Origin of the sequence: Paraburkholderia piptadeniae (genome assembly GCF_900007165.1) — a bacterium.
In the GTDB taxonomy this organism is placed as follows: Bacteria; Pseudomonadota; Gammaproteobacteria; order Burkholderiales; family Burkholderiaceae; genus Paraburkholderia; species Paraburkholderia piptadeniae.
The window spans coordinates 126,246-148,142 of the sequence record NZ_CYGY02000011.1 but is presented as its reverse complement, the minus strand read 5'-3'; the positions used below and the strand labels follow the sequence as shown (position 1 = coordinate 148,142).

Genomic DNA, 21,897 nt, shown 5'->3' with positions numbered 1-21,897 from the left:
CAAGCTTTTCTCTCTTCCTGACGCGACGGCCTGGGTTCGGTTGTGCGCACCGAGCCTGGCATTGATCTTTCGCAGACGGGATTTGATCGCGAGTTCTTTCGCTTCGTTCAGCGATCCCGATGGAAATGGCTGGGTTTTCCAGGAAGTAACGACACGGCTTCCCGGAAGGGTGGAGATGTTCGAAACGACATTCGCTTCGTCGATGGACCCTGCGGGTGCGCTTCGCCGCGCTGCGGCCGCGCACGGCGAGCACGAGAAACTAACCGGCAAGCACGACGAAAACTGGCCGGACTGGTATGCCGAGTTCATCGTCCGTGAGCAGGCTGCCCTGAAGTGAGTCTCGTGTCCGAGCGCCTCAGTGCGCAAGTAGCGCCATGAAGCTAAAGGCAGAGTGATGCCTTCGCAAACACATCGCGGATGTACGCGATGTGATCCCTGACGTAGACAACTGTCGAGCAGGGGCAATGTCGTTGGAGAGGCGAGAGCGCTCAAGGTTGACGCTCTCGCCGAAATCCGGAGCCCGGCACGATGGCTTGTCCGACACTCCACCGCGACGGGAATCAAACGACTATTGCAGCCGCGTCCTGATTTCGTTCGCGAGTTGCTTCGTCGCAGCGTGCGTCGGCGCATCGGAGGCGAGCGGATTGAGCAGACCGAAATCGTGGATCGTGCCGTTGTAGCGCGTCGTCGTGACTTCGTTGCCCGCTGCGCCGAGCTTGCGTCCGTATGCTTCGCCTTCGTCACGCAGCACGTCGAATTGCGCAACCTGAATCAATGCGGGCGGCAGTCCCTGCAGTTCGTCCTCGGAGGCACGCAGCGGCGAAGCGTAAACCTGCGCCCTCTGCGCCGGGTCCTTCGTATAGGCGTCCCAGAACCACTGCATCATGGCTCGCGTCAGGAAATGGTTCTTCTGGTAGGCGAGGTACGAGCCATCGTTGAAGTTTGCATCCGTAACGGGCCACATCAGACCCTGGAAGCGGATTTGCGGACCGTGCTTGTCCTTCGCCATCAGGCTCACGACGGCCGCCATATTGCCGCCCACGCTGTTGCCGACCACGGCGAGACGGCTGCCGTCCACGCCAATCTCGTTGCCGTGTTCCGCGACCCATTCGGTTGCGGCATACGCCTGATTGATCGCGACAGGATAACGAGCCTCGGGCGAAGGCGTGTAATTCACGAACACGGCAACCGCGCCGGATTGAACGACGAGGTCGCGCACGAGCCGTTCGTGGGTCTGGAAGTCGCCGAGTATCCAGCCGCCGCCGTGGAAGAACATGAACACGGGCAGCGTGCCCGTCGCACCTTGCGGACGCACGATGGTCAGCGGCACGCTGATGCCGTCCTGTTCGATCGTACGGTTCGACACTTCGATGCCCGACAGGTCGACCTTCACGCTGTTCTGCGCATCGATCAGCACCTGACGTGCCTTGGCGGGAGGCAAAGTATTGATGGCGGGACCCGTGCCGCTGTTGAGCTGCGTCAGGAATGCCGTCGTGACGCGGTCCGGCGTTGCCTGCGCGGCGGGCGTTGCTGCCGAAGCAATCATGGTGTTCGCGGCGAGAACGACGGCGAGAATGAGGGGCTTCAGGGTTTTCATTTTGTGCTCCAGTATTGTGTCATTGCGGCGAAGTCGATCAAACCAGCGTCAACGTGACGTCGATGTTGCCGCGCGTTGCATTCGAGTACGGGCACACGATGTGGGCCTTGTCGATCAGCGACTGAGCGGCGTCGCGGGGCATGCCGGGCAGCGCGATCTTCAGTTCGACCTCGATGCCGAAGCCGTTCGGGATCGCGCCAATGCCGACGCTGCCGTCGATGGAGACGTCCGTGGGAATCGGCGTCTTGTCGCGCGCCGCAACGAACTTCATCGCGCCAAGAAAACATGCGCTGTAGCCGGCGGCGAACAACTGCTCCGGATTGGCGCCTTCACCACCCGCACCGCCCAGTTCGCGCGGCGTGACCAGCTTGAAGTCGAGCTTGCCTTCGGGGACGACGGCGCGGCCGTCGCGGCCTCCCGTGGCATGAGCGTGGGCGCGGTACAGAACTTTTTCGATCGACATGATGTAACTCCTGACAAACAGTGGTTGAAATGCGGTGCGATTTGTTTGTATCTACTAATAGATAGACAACCGTGCGAACCTCGACCCCTTCTTCGATGCGTATCGCCAATTATGAATCTACTAGAAGATAGATGCCATAGCCGAACAAAAGGCGGTGCTCGACCGCCTACAATACCTCTACTTCGAAACCTTCCACGAAGTCTCGATTTCTTCAAGCCGCGCCTTCGTCCTGAACAGCCGGCTTGCAAGTACGCTGCCCTGATAGGCGGCGTACAGCGTTCGTGCGACATGCTCGGGCTTGCCGTTGACGTTCAACGTGCCTTCCTTCGCACCTTGCGCAAGTACCTTTGCGAGCCAGCTTTCGTTGGCCTTGAAAAAGGCCTGCACCGCCGCGCGCACGTTATCGGGCAATGCCTCGATATCGGCGGCGAGCATGCCGCACAGACAGATCTGATCGCCTTCGCCGAGGGTTCTGCCAAACAGCTTTGTGTACTTACTGAGCTTCTGATCTGCCCGAAGAGAAGCGTCGATAGAACCAAGCGCGGAGAGAATGCCGCCGCTGTATTGGTTGACGGCTTCGAGCACCAGGTCGTCTTTCGACGGGAAGTAATAGTGGATGCTCGATGTCTTCACGCCAACCAGCCCCGACAGGTCACGGTAGCTAAACCCGTTGTAACCGCGGAGCATCATCAACGTGATGGCGTGGTCGAGAATCTGATCGCGAACTGTGGTTGTCGGTTCCATGGGTCGCACTTTATCTACTGCTAGATAGAATGTCAAGCTACTTTGCTACAGGAATTGTTAATCGATTTAATCGAACGCGCCTGTGCGCACCTCGCCGTCGCGCATGTAGCGCGTAATCAGCACACCGCCGGGCGTGCTGGTCGAGTGCGCCAGAGTGAAGGCAGACGCCAGTGCGTTGTCGCCGAACAAGCGCTTGCCGCGCCCAAGCATGACGGGGTAAATCAGCAGCCGAAGCTCGTCCACCAGGCCCGCTGTGAGCAATTGGCGCACCATGTCGCCGCTGCCAAACGTCAACAGATTGGCGCCGTCCTGACGTTGAAGCGCGCGGATCGCGTCCGCGAGGTCGCCCTCCAGCGCATGACTTTTCTGCCAGTCGAGGGTAGCGGATCGATGCGTGGCCACGTACTTGGGTACGCTGTTGAACAGGTCAGCGATGGCGCGGCTGCCTGAATCGGCCGGTACGTGCGGCCAATACGCCGCGAATATGTCGTAGGTGCTGCGCCCGAGCAGCAAGTCGAACGGCTGCGAGCGCAGGTCCTGCAGGTTTTGGCTGATGGCTTCGTCGGCATAGGGAACGATCCAGCCACCAAAGCGGAATTCGTCGCTGGTATCTTCTTGAGGCCCGCCAGGAGCTTGAATTACGCCATCCAGACTGATGAAAACGGAAACGATGAGCTTGCGCATGTTGTTCTCCAGGTCTTCGGACCCGACCGCCGGTCCTTGGATATACGACGAACGATCCGCATGTGAATCGACAACCAGCCCGGCGGCCTGCACCTGGTGCCGCGCGTGCCTCAATCAGGCCGCGTCTGCTGGCAATCCTGCTGATACCAATGATCCACCTGACGTTGCGCCGCCTGCAGATCATCCGGATAGTACGGATCGAACCACCGCGACGGGTCATACCCCGCTGCCTCTAGCGCGGCGAGTTCACTCCTGTTGCGCGCTTGCGTGATGGGTGCGTTGTTTCTGAGAGCGGTGAGGTCGCGGCATTGCGTTGCGCTCAGATGCGTCGCGCCTTCCGGCACGACGCCTGTGACGCAGCCAGCGAGCGAGAATGCCAATGCGAGAAGCACTGGCCAGATCGTCGGCGAGTTCTTCATGCCACGTCTCCCTTCAATGAATCAGCGCGGAACGAGGGCTGCAATCCGCGCCGGCGCGGCGGCTCGTCGAAAACCCGTTGCGCGCGGCTCTTGTTTGAACCGTTTTGCGGTTGCGGTCATCGATCCTTCGAGTTCGAGGTCGGCTCGACTCAGCGCCGCAGACGCTCGTCTGACAATTGGCGCCAAACCATAGAGCGAGCGAAGAAAAAAATCGCAACAGTCATTGAAACATTAACGCGTCGAGGATGTACTCGAGCGATTGATGTGGGGAGTTCTATATCGGCTCAAGGGGCGATGAGATGTGCTCCGATGCTGGAGGTCGCTGGCGAGAGTGCGCGCCTGGCAGCAGCGCGGCACCGGGCACTCCGTATGCTTCGGTAAATCGAACGCGCGAGAGGCGTGCCGGTTCTTCTCGCCATCCTTAGCAGCAGTTGCATTGCCGCCAGAAGGCGTTCGGTCGAACCGACGAGCAGAATCAGGAGTAGTTCGTGTTACTCCAGAAGCGCGTTCGCAGGGCTTTGCGGACTATCGCGCTTGCCGTCGTCGTCGGCATTTCCGGTTCACTGCCTGCAGCGATGGCTGCCGATGTCATTCAACCTCCGCCGGGAAAAGCCGACGCTGTGTCAGTCGGGTCAGGGGAAAGCGAGCCTGGCGGTTTTCCGGCTATCGTCGACCGATATGGTCCCGCCGTGGTCAGCGTTATCGCGCAGTCCAGGCAGAAGCCACCGGCAGTAGAAGTCGTCGATCCCGCCGATCCGCTTGTTGCGTTTTTCAATACTTCGCCGCCAACGATGCGGCCAATGACGGGCCATTTTCCAGGTGTGATGACGGGCGCTGGTTCGGGTTTCATCGCCAGTGCCGATGGCCTCATCCTGACGACAGCGCATGTCATCGATCATGCGCGCGATGTGACGGTTACCATGACCGACCATCGTGCGTACAAGGCGAAGGTGCTGTCGGTCGATACCGCAAGCGACGTGGCGATTCTCAAGATCGACGCAACGAATCTGCCCGTCGTCAGGCTAGGCGACGCTTCACACGTACTCGTCGGCGAACCGGTACTTGCGATCGGAACGACGTCTGCAGGGGACAACGTGGTGGCAGTGGGCATCGTGAGCGCTGTGCCAACCACGCTTGTCAATGGCCAGCGGCTTACGTTTTTCCAGACCGAGGTAGCGACGAATCCCGACAATTCCGGCGGTCCGCTGTTCAACCGGGCCGGCCAGGTGATCGGCATCGGCGTGCAGATGCACCCGGATGTCGATGGACATACGGGAATAACGTTTGCCATTCCCGTCGACGCTGCCAATGTCCTGTTGAAGACTTTGCAAAGCCGGCAGGAACGTCCGGTGGGACGGGTGCCCGATAGCCTGGGTCTGGACGTGCAGGATGTCAGTACGGGCGTTGCCGCTGCACTTGGCTTGCCTCAGCCGTCAGGGGTGCTGGTCAACGCGGTCAAGCCGGAATCGCCAGCCGCAGTGGCTGGCATCGTGCCGGGGGACGTGATCGTTCAGATCGGCGACGGCGCGATCGGCAACGCGACCGCGTTCCTCGAGAATGTGGCAAAACTGCGCCCCGGAGGGACTACCGCAGTGCAACTGGTGCGTGCCCGGCAACCGATGAGCGTCGCCGTTACCATCCTCGACGCGAGGAGTGTCGGAAGCCGGCACGCAGATACAGTTGGCGGCGGCGATCGTTTGGGGCAGGTGACACATCCAGTCGACAGGGCTGAGAAAAACAGGACCGAAAAGCCCGCGCGCGACGCGCATCCGGATCTGATGGCGAACGAGGTGCAAGCGCCCTCCGCCCAGCTCGACCAATACCAGGTCGCCGTCGCGCAGCGCATTGAGAAGAGCAATCCGTCGGACGTGCTGCACGGCAATCCCCAGGCAATGCTGCGCTCAGTTGTGGTGGTTTCGTTCGTCGTGGACCGCGATGGACACGTGATCGAATCCTCGGTGTATCGGACGAATGGCGACGGCGACGCTGAGAGCATTGCGCTCGCATCTCTTCGCCGCTCTTCTCCGTTGCCGCAGCCGCCGGCGCAACTGCTCAATGGACGCGGGCAGCTAGAACTCTTCGAGGACTGGTTGTTCAACGACAACCGTAAATTCCAGTTGCGTGAGCTCACACCACCGCAAGCGCAGACGCTGAATTGACTTACACGGCGTTCGCAACGCAAATCGAACCAATCCTGTCGAGAATCTTGATATACGGCTTACATTTTCCTAAAGTGAACCTGGGCCGTACCGGGCGCAAGTGACGCCCGTTCTGAACCACCCGATTTACCGATCGTCAGTGATCACCTGCGCCGAAGTGCTGGAGAAGTGCGTCGGCTGATCTGCGATCGCCATTCGCTTTTCGAAAAGAAGCCGACGCTTCATCGGCGCCGGGATACCGACGTGTCTGCGTAGCGTTTTACGTCAACATGGTTTTACTAAGTGACGGGCGAATCACCGAAGGAGAAAACGATGATCAATTCTTCTGAAATTCGCCAATCGGGCTTCCAGGGCGAAATCATTCAATCGGGGGATCAGGAATACGACAAGGCGCGTGCCGTGTTCAATGCCTCGATCGACCGGCGTCCTGTTCTGATCGCGCGCTGCGTCGACGCCGACGACGTGGCAAGGATCGTGACGCTCGCACGCAGGCACAACCTGCCGCTTGCCATACGCAGCACCGGTCACAACGTCGCTGGTTACGCGGTATGCGACGACGGCGTCGTGATCGATCTGTCGCTCATGAAAGCGATCACGGTCGATCCGTCGGCGCGCACCGTGCGTGTGGAAAGCGGTTGCAATTGGGGTGACGTCAATGACGCGCTTCAGTTGCACGGCCTTGCCGCCACGGGCGGCTTCGTGTCGATCACTGGGGTAAGCGGACTCACGTTGGGTGGCGGCCTCGGCTGGCTCGTCCGCAAGCATGGACTCGCGCTCGATAATCTCCTGGGCGCCGAGATAGTGCTCGCCGACGGTCGCAAAGTGAAGGCCAACAGCCGCGAGAATGAGGATCTCTTCTGGGCGATACGCGGCGGCGGAGGCAACTTCGGCGTGGTGACGTCGTTCGAATTCCAGGCGCATCCAGCCGGAACCGTGCTTGCCGGCATTGTGCTCCATCCCGCCAGCGCAGCTGCGAGTGCGATTCGCAGCTGGCGAGATCTCGAAGCGGAAGCCCCGGACGAATCGACGCTAGGCGCGCTTCTGTTTCACATGCCGGACGATCCTTCGCTGCCTCCACCGATGCGCGGCGCCCCGGTCGCAGGTCTCGGTGGCGTCTACGCCGGTCCCGTCGAAGAAGGAGAGAAAGTCTTGCAGCGTTTGCGCGAATACGGGCCGCCCCTTGTCGACAAGTTCGCACCGACGCCATACAACGAAGCTCAGCGCATGGCGGATTTCCTGTGGCCGCCGGGCCTGCACGGCTATTGGAAATCGAGCTATCTCAAGGCACTCGACGACGCGGCCGTCGATATCGTGGTCGATCGTTTTGCGCGTGTCCCGTCACGGCAGACCGTGATCGTGCTGGAGAATTATGGCAATAGCGCATGGAGCCGTGTTCCCGAATCCGCGACCGCCTTCGGCCATCGCAACTGGCCGTGGAATATCGTGGTCACGTCTGCATGGTCCGATGCGAAGGATAGTGAGCGGAACATTGCATGGACGCGCGAGCTGCTCGACGCGCTGCGTCCGTACACAGCGCCCGGTGCGTACGTCAACTACCTGGGCGGCGACGAGGGCGTTGACGGATTGCAGGCAGCGTATGGAACCAAGCTCGGTCGGCTCGCGTCGATCAAGGCAAAGTACGACCCGACGAACCTGTTCCGCCTGAATCAGAACATCGCGCCCGAGCCGGGTGGGTGAATGGGTCTACCGGCGATGCGCGTCGCTCATCGCGAAGCACGCATCGCCGGGCACGCGGACGGAACGATACGACTGCACCGCTGAAACGAGCGGTATCGCGCTGACGAAATACCGCTCAGCGTCGCTGTTCATCGTGATTGCACATACGCTTGTTGCCGGCACCATTTCTTCGAAGGAAAGCGGTTGAATCACTCAAGAATCCGCTCGTGCGGATTCCGCAACGCGGGTTTGACGATCCGAGTCTCGAAAGGGCCGCCAACGTAAGCCAACGACGTCTGCAACATCAGGGTCGCGTGACGAGCGACCAGTCACGGCGCGAATCTCGCGCGATGTCGTGATGGACGCGTGACTCGTATTTCTGATCAATTTCCCTTCGGACATGTCGTGCGAGCCGGCGTAGGTTCTGATCGAGGATAGGGCGCGCGGCGTGCTACAGGAAGCACTCGATCGAATGACGGCGAGCGGCTTATGCGCTTGCATTTGCTTCATGCGATGTCGATGTCGATGTCGATGTCGATGTCGATGTCAAGCGCGAGCGCGATCGAGCCGGAGGGTTTCAGGTCCTCCGGCTTCCGTCATCATGGTCGTTTTCGTCGTGTGTTTCGTCGCTTACCGCGCCCGGCGGGCAGCGGCGAGAATCGCGTTGGCGACGGCTTCGGGCTGGCTCAGCATCGCGACGTGGCTCGCGTCGACGTGCGTCACCTGTGCATTGATGTTCTTGGCCATCTGGTCTTGCAGATGCGGATCGATCATCCTGTCGCGACCGGCGACGACGAAGTACGAAGGCTTCCGATGCCACGCGGCCTGTGTCACCTTGTCGTCGATGCAGCCGGAAAACCACGGTCCTTGCGTCGCGGCGACGATGCGCTGCTGCGCGGTGGGCAGATCCAACGCGAAGTCTTCCTTTACCGCTTTGTCCGACAGCGTCAGAAAGCCGGCTGCATCCTTCTGCAATTCGTTCGCCCATGCTGGCGGCTTCATGCCTTGCGTCATGTCGGCAATCGATTGTCCGCCATCCGGCGCGAATGCCGCGACGTACACGAGGGATTTGACCTTGTCGTCGTTGCCTGCCTGGCTGATGACGACGCCGCCCCACGAATGACCGACGAGCACGACGTGGCCACTCTGCTGATCGATGACGCGCTTCGTGGCAGCGACGTCGTCGGCGAGCGAACTCAACGGATTCTGCACGGCGACGACGTGCAAGCCGTGCGCTTCGAGAATAGGGATGACACGGTTCCAACTCGATCCGTCGGCGAACGCGCCATGCACGAGGACGACGCTGGTGCCTTTGAGATCGGCTTGCGATGCGGCGCGCGCGGTTTGCAGCGCGAATAGTCCGCACAGCATCATGGCGAATGCGAGGCAGGTTCTGAACGTTCTTGTCATTGTGGTGCCTTTGAATGATTCGTTATCGATGGATGTATGTGCGACTGGCCGTGTGCTCCGAAGCGAAGGCGCTCTCACGTATTCGCTTCGGAGCAGCTACGATCACGAGTGCGCGTAGATCGGTTCGAGGCCGATGATGTTTTGTTGCGCGGCGGGCGCTTGCGCCGTGTCATGACGCGAGCCCGAGTTCGCCTGACCCGCTGCGACGCCGCCATAGGATGCATCCTTTTGCGCCTGAACGCGGGACAGCGCTGCTTCGATGTTCTTCGGGTATTGTGCGTTGTCGCTAGCGGGGTCGTAGCCGGCCTGCTGCAACTGGACAAGTTCAGCGCGCACTTGCGCACGGGTCAGCGGCTGGTTCGACTGCGCGAACGAAATAGCAGGAGCGGCGATCAATGCTGCGACGAAGAGGGATTGCACGAGTTTCATGAGTATTCTCCAGAAGTTGAATGGCTTGCGGTGATGCTTCCGGGTGGCCGTCGCGCGTTGCACGTTGCATTCGCGATTCCGTCTCTCCCGGCGAGTCGCACTGTCATGAATCAACCTTGCGTGACGTTATTTGAACCCGCGCATGTATCTGGCTTGTTTCCAGAACGTGCGGAAATGTACGTCACTATTTCTTGAACGGTGGTAGATACATTGCGGTACAAAAGTCCCGCTCGCGTCGCTTCAATTAACAAATGCCGTTGCGCGAGCGACGGCGCAGCAGCGTTTGGGGCAGATCGCGCGCATGAAGGCGGTATGCGATGAGCGTTCGAACGAACGCTCAATTCGAACTGCGGATATGCTTGTCGACGACGGAATTCATATGGACCCAAGCCGCTTCTGATCTACCGGAAAAATGCGATTTAGCAAGCCGGTGCGTGCCCGACCATCGACGGTGAATGTGCGCCCTGGCGTTCGTAGCGCCCCGCAATTTCAAAGGAGATAACCGATGCCCCCTCTGACAGGTACGCGGTCGTTCCCGACCGATTTTCGGACGCAGGATATTCAGACTAACGGGACGACCTTGTCTGTCCGCGTTGGCGGTAACGGTCCCGCTGTCGTGCTGTTGCATGGCTATGCGGAGACGGGTGATATGTGGGCACCAATGGCGGTCGATCTCGCGCGGGACCATCAGGTGATCGTTCCCGACTTGCGCGGTCTGGGCCTGTCCTCGAAACCTGCTCACGGCTACGACAAGAAGACTCCGGCGGCCGATATCGCGGGCGTGCTCGCTGACCTTGGCGTGGATCAGATCGACCTCGTTGCACATGACATCGGCAACATGGTCGCTTTTCAGTTCGCCGTGCAGCATCCGGAGCGGATCAGGCGGCTGGTGCTGATCGATGCACCCATTCCGGGAATTGGCCCGTGGGACGACATACTAAAGAGCCCAATGCTTTGGCATTTCCGTTTCGGCGGAGCTGACATGGAGCGACTTGTCGCGGGTCGCGAGCGCATCTATCTCGACCGCTTCTGGAACGAGTTCTCGGCCGATCCCGCCAGGTTCGATGAGGAGGCAAGGGTCCACTACGCCGAACTTTACGCGTTGCCCGGCGCCATGCGTGCGGGCTTCGCACAATTCGCGGCCTTCGATCAGGATGCGGCGGACAACCGCGCATGGCTCGCCACCGGCGCGCGGCTGCGGATGCCGGTGCTGGCGGTCGGGGGCGAGAAGTCCTTCGGTACAACGATGGCCGTGGTGATGCGGTCAGCTGCCGACGACGTGCGAGAGAGCGTTATACCGGACTCAGGCCATTGGGTGATGGAAGAAAACCCACGAGCGACGATTGCCCTGGTTCGCGGCTTTCTTGCCGATGGCTCACTCGATGGCGGCAATCCGCTTTGAACCGGTTTCCACAATTGTTCGGACGTCCTTGAGCGAGCTACGCGGAGGAGTTGCGCGTGCCGCTCGCCGAAATTCGTCCGTTGCCATTCGGTCCGCGCAAGGTGGTCGTGAAAGCAACTAGACGCTGGATGCCTGGTCTCCCTGCTGGGAATCGTCGCTGGCCATTCCCTTCATCGAGGGAGTCGAAAGCATGCAATCAATAAATGTGTGCGCTCGTTTCTCCCCATACCTGAATGCCTCCTGGTCAGTGAGGAAATCGAACTGCTCTGGAAAGCTGGCAACTTTCTGATTCGGATCATCAGGTAAAGAGACCGTCCACGAAACACGGAAGCGCCGATATACGCCGCCGAGCGCACGCGACTTCGCTGGCGTGACTTGGACTTCGATATTGCAACCGCGATACGACGTATAAGAACGGGTGGACATGGATTTCCTCCCTGCAATACTCAGCGAGAAGAGACGAGCCGTGTGCGTCGGCTTTACACGCCGCCAACGGATGCCCGCTGCACGAAGGAAGCAATCGACGTGCCGAATTTTGCCGATTTGTCAGAAGAATCGAATGGAGGCATCAGCCGATGAGGCAAGCATCGGGTGCAGGCAGAGCACGGTGACTTTTTTTTGGGGGGAAGCCCGGCGCGCGAATCGATGCGCTGGCTCCTCTGCGGGCTGTTGAACGGCCAGAAGGCCGGAATGCGGGCCGGAATGCGGGCAGGAGAAGCGGGCCAGAAGCGGGCCAGAAGCGGGTCAAAAGCGCGGCACGGCTCGACACGCGTCGGTGCGGCTTTTTCACAACCTTTCCCGCGCGCGCTGCCTTTACAATCCTGCGACAAAACGAGAAGAAGATGGCGGCTCCGCGATATGCCCCCGTATAGGCAAAGCGCGCTGGATCTTCTCGCTGCGGTACGGGCGGACTACAAACAGGCAGACGGCGCACGCGTCGGAGAGTTAGGACATGACACCGGCATGGTTTCAGGTAGTACAGCAGTTCGACTGGCAGAGCACGCTCAGGATCGTCGTCCCGTCGAGTGTCATCGGCTCGATCGTGGCGATCGGATGGAACTCGTACAGAGACAGGCGCGTCCATCGTCGCGAACGGCGGGATGCTTCACTGGAGGTGGCGCTCTCGCTGGAGAAATACGCGCGCACCTGTCGCGCCATGATGCACAAGGCGGATTGGGCATCGGATGAAGCAATCCGCACGAATAACAGCCAGCCAGTGAATGGCGTTCACGTGCCCGATTTCACGTATCCCACGATCGAATGGAAGTGGCTGGATCACAGAAACACGTCACTTCTGCGCGACTTCCCGGCGACGGTCCACTACGCGCGTGAGTATGTCGGCTCGACGTGGGAATACGCGCTCGCCTCTGATGTCTGTGACCATGTGGAATTCGAGTGCGCGAAACTGGCGAAACGGGCACTCGTGCTGGCGAGCCTGACACGAAAGAAGCATGGCGCGGCACGGTGGAACCCAGGCGCCGCGGACGCTGATCTCGAACGGGAGCTTGACGAGCTCATTGCCGCGAGAGAAAACCGCCGGAAAATGGTTCTTGAGCAGGCGAAGCCGTGGAACACTCCGGCGAGCGCCAACTCACTGCCGACTGGTCAAGCGTCGCCAGGGAGCGTGTGACCGGGAAACACTTGCTGGCGTCAGACTGCTGGCAGCAAGACCGTCGAGGCAAGCTCGCGGCGCACGGCATTGGAACGACGGAGCCCATGGCCATGAACATGGCGACTTTCGCGGGCAACTCAGTGTCGCTGCGATCTATCGCGTTCTGCCGAAAAGCGATGAAGCGAGACTTGCAAAGTCCTCGTCGATAGTCGCGTAGCCACGCGCCCGGGCTGCGTGATCGAATTCCAGCAAACCGTTGATCGTCGTGGGTGTCCTCGGCCCATATCGCTTCGGCGATTCGAATCCCTGTCGGGTGGCGGGTTCCAGGGCGCGCTCATCTGTCATCGTCATCATCCATGCGTGGCCTGTCATTCATCTGCGGGTTCGGCCACGTCGTCCAGCCGTTTCATGTTGTCGAGCAGCTTCAGAAGATAGTGCAGCGTATGCGTGACGTCATCGACGGAAAAATCTTCCAGCACCTGCTCATAGTATTCGTGGATCTTCGGCGTCGCCTGCTGGACCCACAGCCTGCGGCCTGACTCCGTCATCGTGATCAGCCGTGAACGGCGATCGCGCCCGTCCGCGGCACCTGACACGTGCCCATCGCGCTCCATCCGGCTGATCAGTCCGGACAGGTTCTGACGGCTCACCATCAGGTAACGGGCGAGATCGCCCACGCTCATTCCCCCTTCCGCCTCTTCGCGCGACAGCGCGCCGAGCACCGCCCACTGTTGTGTCGTCAACCCTTCGGCCGCGACGGCTCTCGTCCCTGTTTTATGCAACATATTTGCGCATTGATAGAGGCGAAAAAATAGTCTGTTGGCCAGTTCGATCTTGACAGATAGTCGGTTTTTCTGGGAATTAGCCAAGGGATTCTCCTGGTATGGCAGTTCTTGTTTTCAATGTTGCGTGTAACTAGTATACGTCAATATGTTGACGTATTGCGATGCGGCGTAAAGCGCTCGCGACGTGCCAATAGTACCCCTCGCAACTGACGGAGACGACTGTGCAACGATTCGAAGGAAAGACGGTCATCGTGACCGGTGGTGGTGGCGGCATTGGCGGAGCGACCTGCCGGCGCTTTGCGGCTGAAGGCGCGCGGGTTGCCGTGCTGGACCTTTCGCTGGAGGCCGCTGACAAGGTGGCGCGCGACATTCGCGAGACGGGCAGCAAGGCGGAGGCCATCCGCTGCGATATCACGCAGCGCACCGACGTCGACGCAGCGGTGGCCGCGACGGAAGCAAAGCTCGGGCCTATCGACGTGCTGGTCAACAACGCGGGCTGGGATGTGTTCAAGCCATTCACGAAGACGGAGCCGTCGCAGTGGGAGCGGCTCATCGCGATCAACCTGACGGGCGCGCTGCATCTGCATCATGCGGTGCTGCCCGGGATGGTCGCGCGCAAGTCGGGGCGGATCGTCAACATCGCGTCGGATGCGGCGCGCGTCGGTTCGTCGGGCGAAGCCGTGTATGCGGCCTGCAAGGGCGGGCTGGTGTCGTTCTCGAAGACCATCGCGCGCGAACACGCGCGCCATGGGATCACGGTCAACGTCGTGTGTCCGGGGCCGACCGACACCGCGCTGTTCGCCGAGTACAAGGAAGGGGCGGGCAACCCCGAAAAACTGATGGAGGCGTTTCAGCGCTCGATTCCGCTTGGCCGCATCGGACGTCCCGACGATCTGCCTGGCGCGGTTGTCTTCTTCGCCAGCGACGATGCCGCGTACATCACGGGTCAGGTGCTGAGCGTGTCCGGCGGCCTGACGATGGCCGGCTAATCCGAACGACCAGGGAATACACATCATGAACTACGAAGACATCCTTTACGAAGTACGCAACGGCGCAGCGTGGATCACGATCAACCGGCCGGACAAGATGAATGCGTTTCGCGGACGCACCTGTGACGAACTGATTCACGCGATCAACAAGGCAGGTTATTCGCGCGAAATCGGTGTGATCGTGCTGGCGGGCGCAGGCGACAAGGCATTCTGCACGGGCGGCGACCAGTCGGCGCATGAAGGCCAGTACGACGGCCGCGGCACGATCGGTTTGCCGATGGAAGAACTGCACAACGCGATCCGCGACGTGCCCAAACCCGTGATTGCCCGCGTGCAAGGCTACGCGGTCGGTGGCGGCAACGTGCTGTGCACGATCTGCGACTTCACGATCGCTTCCGAGAAAGCCGTGTTCGCTCAGGCGGGCCCCAAGGTCGGCTCGGTCGATCCGGGGTACGGGACCGCGTTTCTTGCGCGTGTCGTCGGCGAAAAGAAGGCGCGCGAGATCTGGTATCTGTGCCGTCGCTATCCGGCAAGCGAAGCGCTCGCAATGGGCCTCGTCAACGCCGTGGTGCCGCACGAGCAACTCGATGCCGAAGTGCAGAAATGGTGCGACGAGATCATGGAGAAGAGCCCGACCGCGATTGCGATCGCCAAGCGCTCGTTCAACATGGATACCGCGCATCAGGCGGGCATCGCGGGCATGGGCCTGTATGCGCTGAAGCTGTACTACGACACGGAAGAGTCGCGCGAGGGCGTCAAGGCCTTCCAGGAAAAGCGCAAGCCTGAATTCCGCAAGTACGCAAAGTAACGCCATAGCGCACGGGCAGAGGGCTCGTGTTGCATGCGAGCCTGCCAGATCCAGGAGACATGATGAATCCCTACATTGACGAAGACCTTGCCGCATTGGGCGAACACGTCCGGCGCTTCGCACAGGGACGCGTCGCACCCGGTTTCCAGGAGCGCGACCGGACGCGCGTGCTCGAACGCGAACTGATGCGCGAGATGGGAGAAATGGGTTTGATCGCGCCCGAGTTGCCCGAGCAGTATGGCGGACAGGGCATGGGTAGCCTTGCTGCCGGCGTCATCCACGAAGAAATCGCGCGCGCCGATTTGAGCCTCTCGTATATCAATCTGCTCGCGTCGCTGAACGGGCAGATCCTTGCTCATCATGCGAAGCCCGAGATCGCGAAGCCGTGGCTCGAACGCCTGACGCAGGGCCGCGCACTGCTCGCGATTGCACTGACCGAGCCGCGCGGCGGCTCGGACGCGGCGAACCTGCGGCTGAAAATGGAGCGCGTCGGCGACCACTACGTGCTGAATGGCGAGAAGACGTCGATCTCCGCCGCCGATCAGGCGGATGCCGCCGTCGTCTTTGCGCGCACCGGCAGCGTCGAAGATGGCGCGCGCGGCGTGTCTGCCGTGCTGGTGCCGATGGATCTGCCGGGCATCACGCGCAACCGCTTCGATTGCCACGGGCAGCGCGCAATCGGACGCGGCTCGATCTTCTTCGAGAACGTGCGCGTGCCCGTCGATCATCGGCTCGGCGACGAAGGCAAGGGCTTCGTACAGGTGATGCAGGGCTTCGACTTTTCGCGCGCGTTGATTGGTCTTCAGGTGCTCGCCGTCGCGAAGGTCAGCATGGAAGAAACGTGGGAATACGTCGCGCAGCGCGAGGCGTTCGGCAAGCCGCTTTCGGCGTTCCAGGGCGTGTCGCATCCGCTAGCCGAGTACGAAACCCAGGTCGAGGCGGCGCGCCTGCTGTGTTTGCAAACGCTGTGGCTCAAGGATCGTGGATTGCCGCACACGGCACAGGCGGCGATGTGCAAGTGGTGGGGGCCGAAGCTCGCGTACGACGTGGTGCATCAGTGCCTGCTGTCGTTCGGACACGGCGGCTACGATCGCGGACCGATGGAGCAGCGCTTGCGCGATGTGCTCGGATTCCAGATCGGTGACGGCACGGCTCAGATCATGAAGACAATCATTGCCAGAACGAACGCGGGCCGCGATGCGGTGCCAGCCTGAACGTGGCACCGACATTCCCGGACACGCCAACAAAAAGGGGAGACAGGATATGGAGTTCGACGCCGTACTGATCGAGCCGCGGCGCGCGTCGAGCGCGGCGAATGGGTGGTGGCCTGGCCGCACCATCAACGATTGTCTCGACGCATGCGTAGCCGAGTGTCCGGACAAGGTTGCGCTCACGGCCGTGCAGATCGAGGACGGCGTCACCACGCGCTTCACTTACCGGGAAATGGCATCGACGGCCGACCGGATTGCCGTCGGGCTGGCGCGTCTTGGTGTCGGGCGCAATGACGTGGTGTCGATGCAGTTACCCAATTCGTGGCAGTTCGTCTTGACGTATCTGGCGTGCTCGCGGATCGGTGCGGTGCTCAACCCCATCATGCACATCTTCCGCGAGCGGGAACTGTCGTTCATGCTCGGGCACAGCGGCAGCAAGGTCATGATCGTGCCGAAGCGGTTTCGCGGCTTCGACTTTGAACAGATGATGAACGGCCTGAAACCCAGCCTGCCGGAGCTGGAACATATCATCGCGGTGGGCGGCCTGGTCGACGGAAGCCCCAGCGCGAACAGCTTCGAGGCGCTGCTGTCGGGCCCTTGCTGGGAAGCGGAGCCAGACGCGCGCGAGATCCTGACGCGCAGCCGTCCCGGCCCCGACGACATCACGCAACTGCTTTACACCTCGGGCACGACGGGCGAACCGAAGGGTGTGATGCACACGGCCAACACGCTGATGTCGAACATTCTGCCCTACGCCGAGGCAATGCGGCTCGGCCCGGACGACGTCGTGCTGATGGCATCGCCGATGGCGCACCAGACCGGCTTCATGTACGGACTGTTGATGCCCATCGCACTGCGCGCGAGCGCCGTGGTGCAGGACGTCTGGCAGCCGAAAGCCGCGATCGGGTTGATCGTCGGGGAGGGCGCGACATTCACGATGGCGTCGACGGCGTTCCTGACGGATCTCGCCAACGCGGTGGCTGACACAGGTGCCGCTGTTTCTTCGCTGCGCACGTTCCTGTGCGCGGGCGCGCCGATTCCTGGCGCACTCGTCGAGCGGGCCCGCAACGCGATCGGCGCGAAGATCGTGTCGGCGTGGGGGATGACGGAAATGGGCGCGGTCACGTTGACACGACTCGATGACGACGACGAACGCTCGTTTTCGACCGACGGCCTGCCGTTGCCGGGTGTCGAAGTGAAGGTCGTCGACGATGGCGGAGAAATGTTGCCGTCCAACGTCACGGGCCGGTTACTCGTGCGCTCGTGCTCCGGCTTCGCAGGCTATCTGAAGCGCGCGCATCTGAACGGGATCGACGCCGACGGCTGGTTCGACACCGGCGATCTGGCGTACATCGACGAGCGCGGCTATATCCGCATCAGCGGCCGCAGCAAGGACGTGATCATTCGCGGCGGCGAGAACATCCCGGTGGTCGAGATTGAAGCGCTGCTTTATCGACATCCCGCCGTTTCGCAAGTGGCTGTCGTCGCCTATCCCGACGAGCGGCTTGGGGAGCGGGCTTGTGCCGTCGTCGTCCCGAAGCCCGGCGAGCAGATCGATCTGATGGCGTTAGTCGAATTCCTGAAGTCCAGAAAGGTCGCGCCGCAATACATGCCGGAACGGTTGGTGGTGCTCGACGCGATGCCGACCACGCCGTCTGGAAAGATACAGAAATTCAGGCTGCGAGAAATGCTGCGCGAGCGGGACGCCTGATAAAGAAGATTGTGGGCGAGGTGCCAAGAGTGAATGCCGGATTCTGGAAATAGTAATTCGGATTCCGAATTGAATGTAAAGCAAAGGGAAAAGTCATGCAAGACCAACCGATCCTCGTCGAAGTAGCCGGGCGCGTCGGCACGATCACGCTCAACCGCCCGAAGCAGATGAATGCGCTCAATGACGCGGTGATGGATGCGCTGGGCGAGTCCTTGCTTCGCCTCGATGCGGACGATGGCATCGGCGCCATCGTCATCACCGGAAACGACAAGGCGTTTGCGGCGGGCGCGGATATCGCCGCGATGGCGAACTGGTCGTTCATGGACGTCTACAAAAGCGATTTCATTACCCGCAACTGGGAAACCATCCGCCGTGTGCGCAAGCCTGTGATCGCCGCGGTGGCTGGCTTTGCAATGGGCGGCGGGTGCGAGCTCGCGCTCGCCTGCGACATCGTCATTGCCGCGGACAGTGCACGGTTCGCACTACCGGAGATCACGCTCGCGATGCTGCCGGGCGCCGGCGGGACGCAACGACTGCCGCGCGCGATCGGCAAGGCGAAGGCGATGGACATGTGCCTGAGCGCGCGCGTGATGGACGCCGCCGAGGCGGATCGGTACGGACTCGTTTCGCGCGTGGTGCCGGCGCAATCGCTGCGAGACGAGAGCATGACCCTCGCGAACAGCATCGCCGGTTACTCGTTACCCGCGCTGATGGCGATCAAGGAGTCGGTCAACCGCGCCTGGGAGACCTCGCTGACCGAGGGTATCGCGTTCGAGCGACGTCAACTTCACGCGCGCTTTGCGAGCGATGACGCGCGGGAGGGTATGCGCGCCTTCCTTGAAAAGCGCAAGCCGGTGTTCGAACACCGCTGATGCGCGCAGCACACAGGAAAAGACTGGAGGACATACATGGCGCTCGATAACGAATCGTTTGAGCTTCTGCTGGCATCGGTGCAGCGCTTCATCAAGGACCGGCTGGTTCCTGCCGAGGACTCGGTGGAAGAATTCGACGACGTGCCTGGCGACATCGTCGACGACATGAAGGCGATGGGCCTGTTTGGTCTGTCGATCCCCGAAGAATATGGCGGCATCGGCCTGTCGATGGCGCAGGAATGCGCGGTGGCCTACGAACTGGGGCAGACCTCGCTCGCGTTCCGCTCGGTATTCGGCACCAACGTCGGCATCGGGTCACAGGGCATCCTGATGGACGGGACGGGAAAGCAGAAGGAGACGTTTCTGCCGCGCGTGGCGAGCGGCGATCTGATCATGTCGTTTGCACTGACTGAGCCTGACGCCGGCTCGGACGCCGCAGCGCTCCGCACACGCGCGGAACGGGTGAAGGACGGCGATGGCGATCATTACGTGCTCAACGGCACCAAGCGCTTCATCACCAACGCGCCACGCGCGGGGGCTTTCACGTTGATGGCCCGTACTGACGGCCCGGGTGCCAATGGCATCTCGGCCTTCATCGTGCCTGCGACGCTGCCGGGGATCACGCTCGGCAAGCCGGACATGAAAATGGGCCAGCGCGGCACGAAGACATGTGATGTCGTGCTCGATAACGTGCGCGTTCCGGCCGCCAACATCATCGGCGGCGAACCGGGCAAGGGATTCAAAACGGCAATGAAAGTGCTCGACCGGGGCCGCCTTCACGTTTCGGCGCTCTCGTGCGGTGTCGCGCAGCGGGTGCTGAACGAATCGGTGGCTTATGCGCGTGAGCGCAAGCAGTTCGGACAGCGCATCGGCGATTTCCAACTGGTGCAGGCAATGCTCGCCGACAGCCAGGCCGAGTTGTATGCGGGCTGGTCGATGGTGCAGGACTGCGCACGGCGCTACGACGCGAAACCCGCCGGTCAGAGCGATCCGGATGTCAGCATGCGCGCGTCGTGCGCGAAGATGTTCTGCACGGAGATGGCGGGTCGCGTCGCGGATCGCGGCGTGCAGGTGCATGGTGGCGCGGGCTATATGAATGAAACCGGGGTTGAGCGCTTCTACCGCGATGTCCGGTTGCTGCGCCTGTACGAAGGCACCACGCAGATACAGCAGATCATCATTGGCCGCGCGCTGATGCGCGATTGAACGGCATCGAGCTCCGCCCTTTAAGTCGAGAGGCGACCATGATGTCAACTCCCCAACGCGTGGTTCACACCGAACGGCACGGCGACGTTTCGATACTCATCCGGAACGCCGATCAACGCCGGCTCGCTCGATGCCAGGCGCGGACTGTCCGCATTGACCGAATGCAGATTGACACGGACGCGGCTTTTGTAAGCACTGAACCGACGAGATCGGTGAGAGAAGGGAATCCTATGAAGCCCGGAGAGAACAGCCTGCGCCAGCTGGTCGAAAAATGGTTTGCGCCAGATCCAGCGGCGCAGGTTCGGATTATCCGGTTCGCTCGGGCCCGCCTGAACGGACGACGTTGTCTTCGTGTCGAAGCGGTAAGGCGACAGGGTTCCGCGGACATCTTCTTCTTTCAGCACAGGGACGGCATGTGGCGTGTATTCCCCCCCGAGTCTCAACGACTGACGATGCGCGTCGACCAGCGCGCGGCATGGCTGCAATGCGTTGATGGGCAACTGGCGAACCTTTGAACCACGGCAGCAGGAAGTCAGGTAGCCAGGTCGCACCGCTAACGGATGACGCGTTCTGAGACACGAGTGTCGCGTTCCCTGCACAGCCCTCGCTTCGCCTGCTATTGCGCCCGCGCCGCTTGACCATCGCGGCAATACCGCGAACCTAGCCTCGAGTCCGATCAACTGTGGTGCCGGAATCTTCGTCAGATACCAGGCACGTCACGGCCTCGGCTTTGCCTTCGTCATGTTGTCCGCCCTCAGCATGCCGGGCAAGGCCTCGACGAAGAAATCCGCCTGCAATGCCGCGCCAGCCTGGACGTCGTATTGCGAAAAGTCCCGGACACCAGCCGCCAATAGCACTTCGTCATCGAGAAAGAAGTTTCCCGAGCACTCGCTGGATGGGCGAGTCAGTATGTAATGGGCGGCGTCGGCGACAATCTCCGGCTTTCGACACGCAGCAATCATCTCCGCGCCACCAATCTCGTTTCGCACGGCGGCTGTCGCAATCGCGGTTCTCGGCCACAGCGAGTTTACAGCGACGCCACGGTCCTTGAACTCGCCAGCTAGCGCGAGTGTGAACAGGCTCATCGTGTACTTGGCGATGGTGTAGGCCGGGAAATCCTTGAACCACTTCGGGTCTGTGACCAGCGGGGGCGACAGTGTAAGGATGTGTGGATTCGGCGAATTGATGAGGTGAGGCAGGCAGGCCTGGGCACAGACAAACGTACCTCTGCCGTTCACGCCATGCATGAGGTCGTACCGTTTGACGGGCGTATCCAGCGTTCCCGTCAGACGGATGGCGCTCGCATTGTTCACAAGTATGTCGATGCCGCCGAACACCTCAACCGCCCGCGCAACCGCGCCCTTCACGCGTTCCTCATCGCGAATGTCGACGACCAGCGCAAGCGCCTTTCCGCCAGCCGCTTGCACGGCCGCCGCCGCCGTATGTACCGTGCCCTCGAGCCGAGGGTCCGGGTTGGCTGTCTTCGCTGCAATCACAACGTTGGCGCCGTCACGTGCCGCCCGGAGCGCAATGGCAAGTCCGATACCGCGACTGCCGCCTGATATGAATAGTGTCTTGCCCGCGAGGTTCATGGTCGTCTCGATACGTACGGAAATGATGTTAGGTGCGAAACGCGGCGTTACTACGAGTCAAAACAGCAAGAGTGGGGTCGTCGTCGACATGCTTCCAAGGGTCTTGAATCGAGCAGATGCATATACG

The 21,897-nt window shown here is 61.2% G+C and carries 23 protein-coding genes and 1 pseudogene; 11 read left to right on the top strand and 13 right to left on the bottom strand.

What is annotated here, in order from left to right; genetic code table 11:
• Window positions 1-175: 175 nt before the first annotated feature.
• Window positions 176-337, top strand: a complete 162-nt coding sequence (locus BN2476_RS05170; protein ID WP_235850699.1) for a hypothetical protein — start codon at window positions 176-178, stop codon at window positions 335-337.
• A gap of 231 nt (window positions 338-568) precedes the next feature.
• Here BN2476_RS05170 and BN2476_RS05165 read toward each other — a convergent pair whose 3' ends face one another.
• The 6 genes from BN2476_RS05165 to BN2476_RS47980 form a co-directional block, all read right to left on the bottom strand.
• Window positions 569-1,597, bottom strand: coding sequence for an alpha/beta hydrolase (locus BN2476_RS05165; RefSeq protein ID WP_087733082.1), 1,029 nt, complete (start codon window positions 1,595-1,597; stop codon window positions 569-571).
• A gap of 37 nt (window positions 1,598-1,634) precedes the next feature.
• Complete coding sequence (locus tag BN2476_RS05160; protein WP_087733081.1) at window positions 1,635-2,060, bottom strand: organic hydroperoxide resistance protein; 426 nt, start codon at window positions 2,058-2,060, stop codon at window positions 1,635-1,637.
• Between the two features lie 177 nt (window positions 2,061-2,237).
• Window positions 2,238-2,804, bottom strand: a complete 567-nt coding sequence (locus tag BN2476_RS05155) for a TetR/AcrR family transcriptional regulator (protein WP_087733080.1) — start codon at window positions 2,802-2,804, stop codon at window positions 2,238-2,240.
• Between the two features lie 66 nt (window positions 2,805-2,870).
• Window positions 2,871-3,488 (bottom strand): dihydrofolate reductase family protein, encoded by a 618-nt coding sequence (locus BN2476_RS05150; protein WP_087733188.1) that lies wholly within the window; start codon window positions 3,486-3,488, stop codon window positions 2,871-2,873.
• Window positions 3,489-3,598: 110 nt separating this feature from the next.
• Window positions 3,599-3,907, bottom strand: coding sequence for a DUF4148 domain-containing protein (locus BN2476_RS05145; RefSeq protein ID WP_087733079.1), 309 nt, complete (start codon window positions 3,905-3,907; stop codon window positions 3,599-3,601).
• A 632-nt stretch (window positions 3,908-4,539) separates the two neighbouring features.
• Window positions 4,540-4,806, bottom strand: a complete 267-nt coding sequence (locus tag BN2476_RS47980) for a hypothetical protein (RefSeq protein WP_235850722.1) — start codon at window positions 4,804-4,806, stop codon at window positions 4,540-4,542.
• Between BN2476_RS47980 and BN2476_RS05140 the strand changes: the two genes are divergently transcribed.
• On the top strand, window positions 4,699-6,066 hold the full coding sequence (locus BN2476_RS05140; RefSeq protein ID WP_328590277.1) for a trypsin-like peptidase domain-containing protein: 1,368 nt from the start codon (window positions 4,699-4,701) through the stop codon (window positions 6,064-6,066). The two genes, BN2476_RS47980 and BN2476_RS05140, sit on opposite strands and share 108 nt — an antisense overlap.
• A gap of 312 nt (window positions 6,067-6,378) precedes the next feature.
• Window positions 6,379-7,764 carry an FAD-binding oxidoreductase gene (locus tag BN2476_RS05135; protein ID WP_087733077.1) on the top strand — a complete coding sequence of 462 codons (1,386 nt, stop codon included), beginning with the start codon at window positions 6,379-6,381 and terminating at the stop codon, window positions 7,762-7,764.
• A gap of 609 nt (window positions 7,765-8,373) precedes the next feature.
• Here BN2476_RS05135 and BN2476_RS05125 read toward each other — a convergent pair.
• Window positions 8,374-9,153, bottom strand: coding sequence for an alpha/beta fold hydrolase (locus BN2476_RS05125; RefSeq protein WP_087733075.1), 780 nt, complete (start codon window positions 9,151-9,153; stop codon window positions 8,374-8,376).
• Window positions 9,154-9,255: 102 nt separating this feature from the next.
• Window positions 9,256-9,582, bottom strand: coding sequence for a DUF4148 domain-containing protein (locus BN2476_RS05120; RefSeq protein WP_087733074.1), 327 nt, complete (start codon window positions 9,580-9,582; stop codon window positions 9,256-9,258).
• A gap of 505 nt (window positions 9,583-10,087) precedes the next feature.
• Here BN2476_RS05120 and BN2476_RS05115 point away from each other — a divergent pair.
• Window positions 10,088-10,984, top strand: a complete 897-nt coding sequence (locus tag BN2476_RS05115) for an alpha/beta fold hydrolase (RefSeq protein ID WP_087733073.1) — start codon at window positions 10,088-10,090, stop codon at window positions 10,982-10,984.
• A gap of 117 nt (window positions 10,985-11,101) precedes the next feature.
• Here the strand turns inward: BN2476_RS05115 and BN2476_RS05110 are convergent, their stop codons facing one another.
• Window positions 11,102-11,410, bottom strand: a complete 309-nt coding sequence (locus BN2476_RS05110; RefSeq protein WP_087733072.1) for a hypothetical protein — start codon at window positions 11,408-11,410, stop codon at window positions 11,102-11,104.
• Window positions 11,411-11,936: 526 nt separating this feature from the next.
• Between BN2476_RS05110 and BN2476_RS05105 the strand changes: the two genes are divergently transcribed.
• On the top strand, window positions 11,937-12,614 hold the full coding sequence (locus BN2476_RS05105; RefSeq protein WP_175607929.1) for a hypothetical protein: 678 nt from the start codon (window positions 11,937-11,939) through the stop codon (window positions 12,612-12,614).
• A 171-nt stretch (window positions 12,615-12,785) separates the two neighbouring features.
• Here BN2476_RS05105 and BN2476_RS47975 read toward each other — a convergent pair.
• Both BN2476_RS47975 and BN2476_RS05095 read right to left on the bottom strand, forming a co-directional pair.
• Window positions 12,786-12,965: pseudogene (locus BN2476_RS47975) on the bottom strand (IclR family transcriptional regulator); the annotation flags it as partial.
• The gene (locus BN2476_RS05095) at window positions 12,965-13,381 is read right to left on the bottom strand and encodes a MarR family transcriptional regulator (RefSeq protein ID WP_087733071.1); all 417 of its coding nucleotides are present in this window, start codon (window positions 13,379-13,381) and stop codon (window positions 12,965-12,967) included. The gene BN2476_RS05095 and the pseudogene BN2476_RS47975, both read right to left, overlap by 1 nt.
• A gap of 221 nt (window positions 13,382-13,602) precedes the next feature.
• On the opposite strand from BN2476_RS05095, the gene badH reads away from it, so the two are divergent.
• From badH to BN2476_RS05065, 6 genes are all read left to right on the top strand, one after another.
• The gene (badH, locus tag BN2476_RS05090) at window positions 13,603-14,370 is read left to right on the top strand and encodes a 2-hydroxycyclohexanecarboxyl-CoA dehydrogenase (protein WP_087733070.1); all 768 of its coding nucleotides are present in this window, start codon (window positions 13,603-13,605) and stop codon (window positions 14,368-14,370) included.
• A 25-nt stretch (window positions 14,371-14,395) separates the two neighbouring features.
• Complete coding sequence (badI, locus tag BN2476_RS05085; protein ID WP_087733069.1) at window positions 14,396-15,178, top strand: 2-ketocyclohexanecarboxyl-CoA hydrolase; 783 nt, start codon at window positions 14,396-14,398, stop codon at window positions 15,176-15,178.
• A gap of 62 nt (window positions 15,179-15,240) precedes the next feature.
• Window positions 15,241-16,392, top strand: coding sequence for a cyclohexanecarboxyl-CoA dehydrogenase (gene aliB, locus BN2476_RS05080; RefSeq protein WP_087733187.1), 1,152 nt, complete (start codon window positions 15,241-15,243; stop codon window positions 16,390-16,392).
• A gap of 49 nt (window positions 16,393-16,441) precedes the next feature.
• Window positions 16,442-18,100: a cyclohexanecarboxylate-CoA ligase gene (gene aliA / locus BN2476_RS05075; RefSeq protein ID WP_087733068.1), complete on the top strand. Its 1,659-nt coding sequence runs from the start codon at window positions 16,442-16,444 to the stop codon at window positions 18,098-18,100.
• A 95-nt stretch (window positions 18,101-18,195) separates the two neighbouring features.
• A complete protein-coding gene (locus BN2476_RS05070; RefSeq protein WP_087733067.1) occupies window positions 18,196-18,972 on the top strand; it encodes an enoyl-CoA hydratase in 777 nt (258 codons plus the stop codon).
• Between the two features lie 36 nt (window positions 18,973-19,008).
• The gene (locus BN2476_RS05065) at window positions 19,009-20,178 is read left to right on the top strand and encodes an acyl-CoA dehydrogenase family protein (RefSeq protein WP_087733066.1); all 1,170 of its coding nucleotides are present in this window, start codon (window positions 19,009-19,011) and stop codon (window positions 20,176-20,178) included.
• Window positions 20,179-20,222: 44 nt separating this feature from the next.
• Here BN2476_RS05065 and BN2476_RS49480 read toward each other — a convergent pair whose 3' ends face one another.
• Window positions 20,223-20,678, bottom strand: coding sequence for a hypothetical protein (locus BN2476_RS49480; protein ID WP_160111675.1), 456 nt, complete (start codon window positions 20,676-20,678; stop codon window positions 20,223-20,225).
• Window positions 20,679-20,894: 216 nt separating this feature from the next.
• On the bottom strand, window positions 20,895-21,770 hold the full coding sequence (locus BN2476_RS05055) for an SDR family oxidoreductase (RefSeq protein ID WP_087733065.1): 876 nt from the start codon (window positions 21,768-21,770) through the stop codon (window positions 20,895-20,897).
• Window positions 21,771-21,897 lie beyond the last annotated feature (127 nt).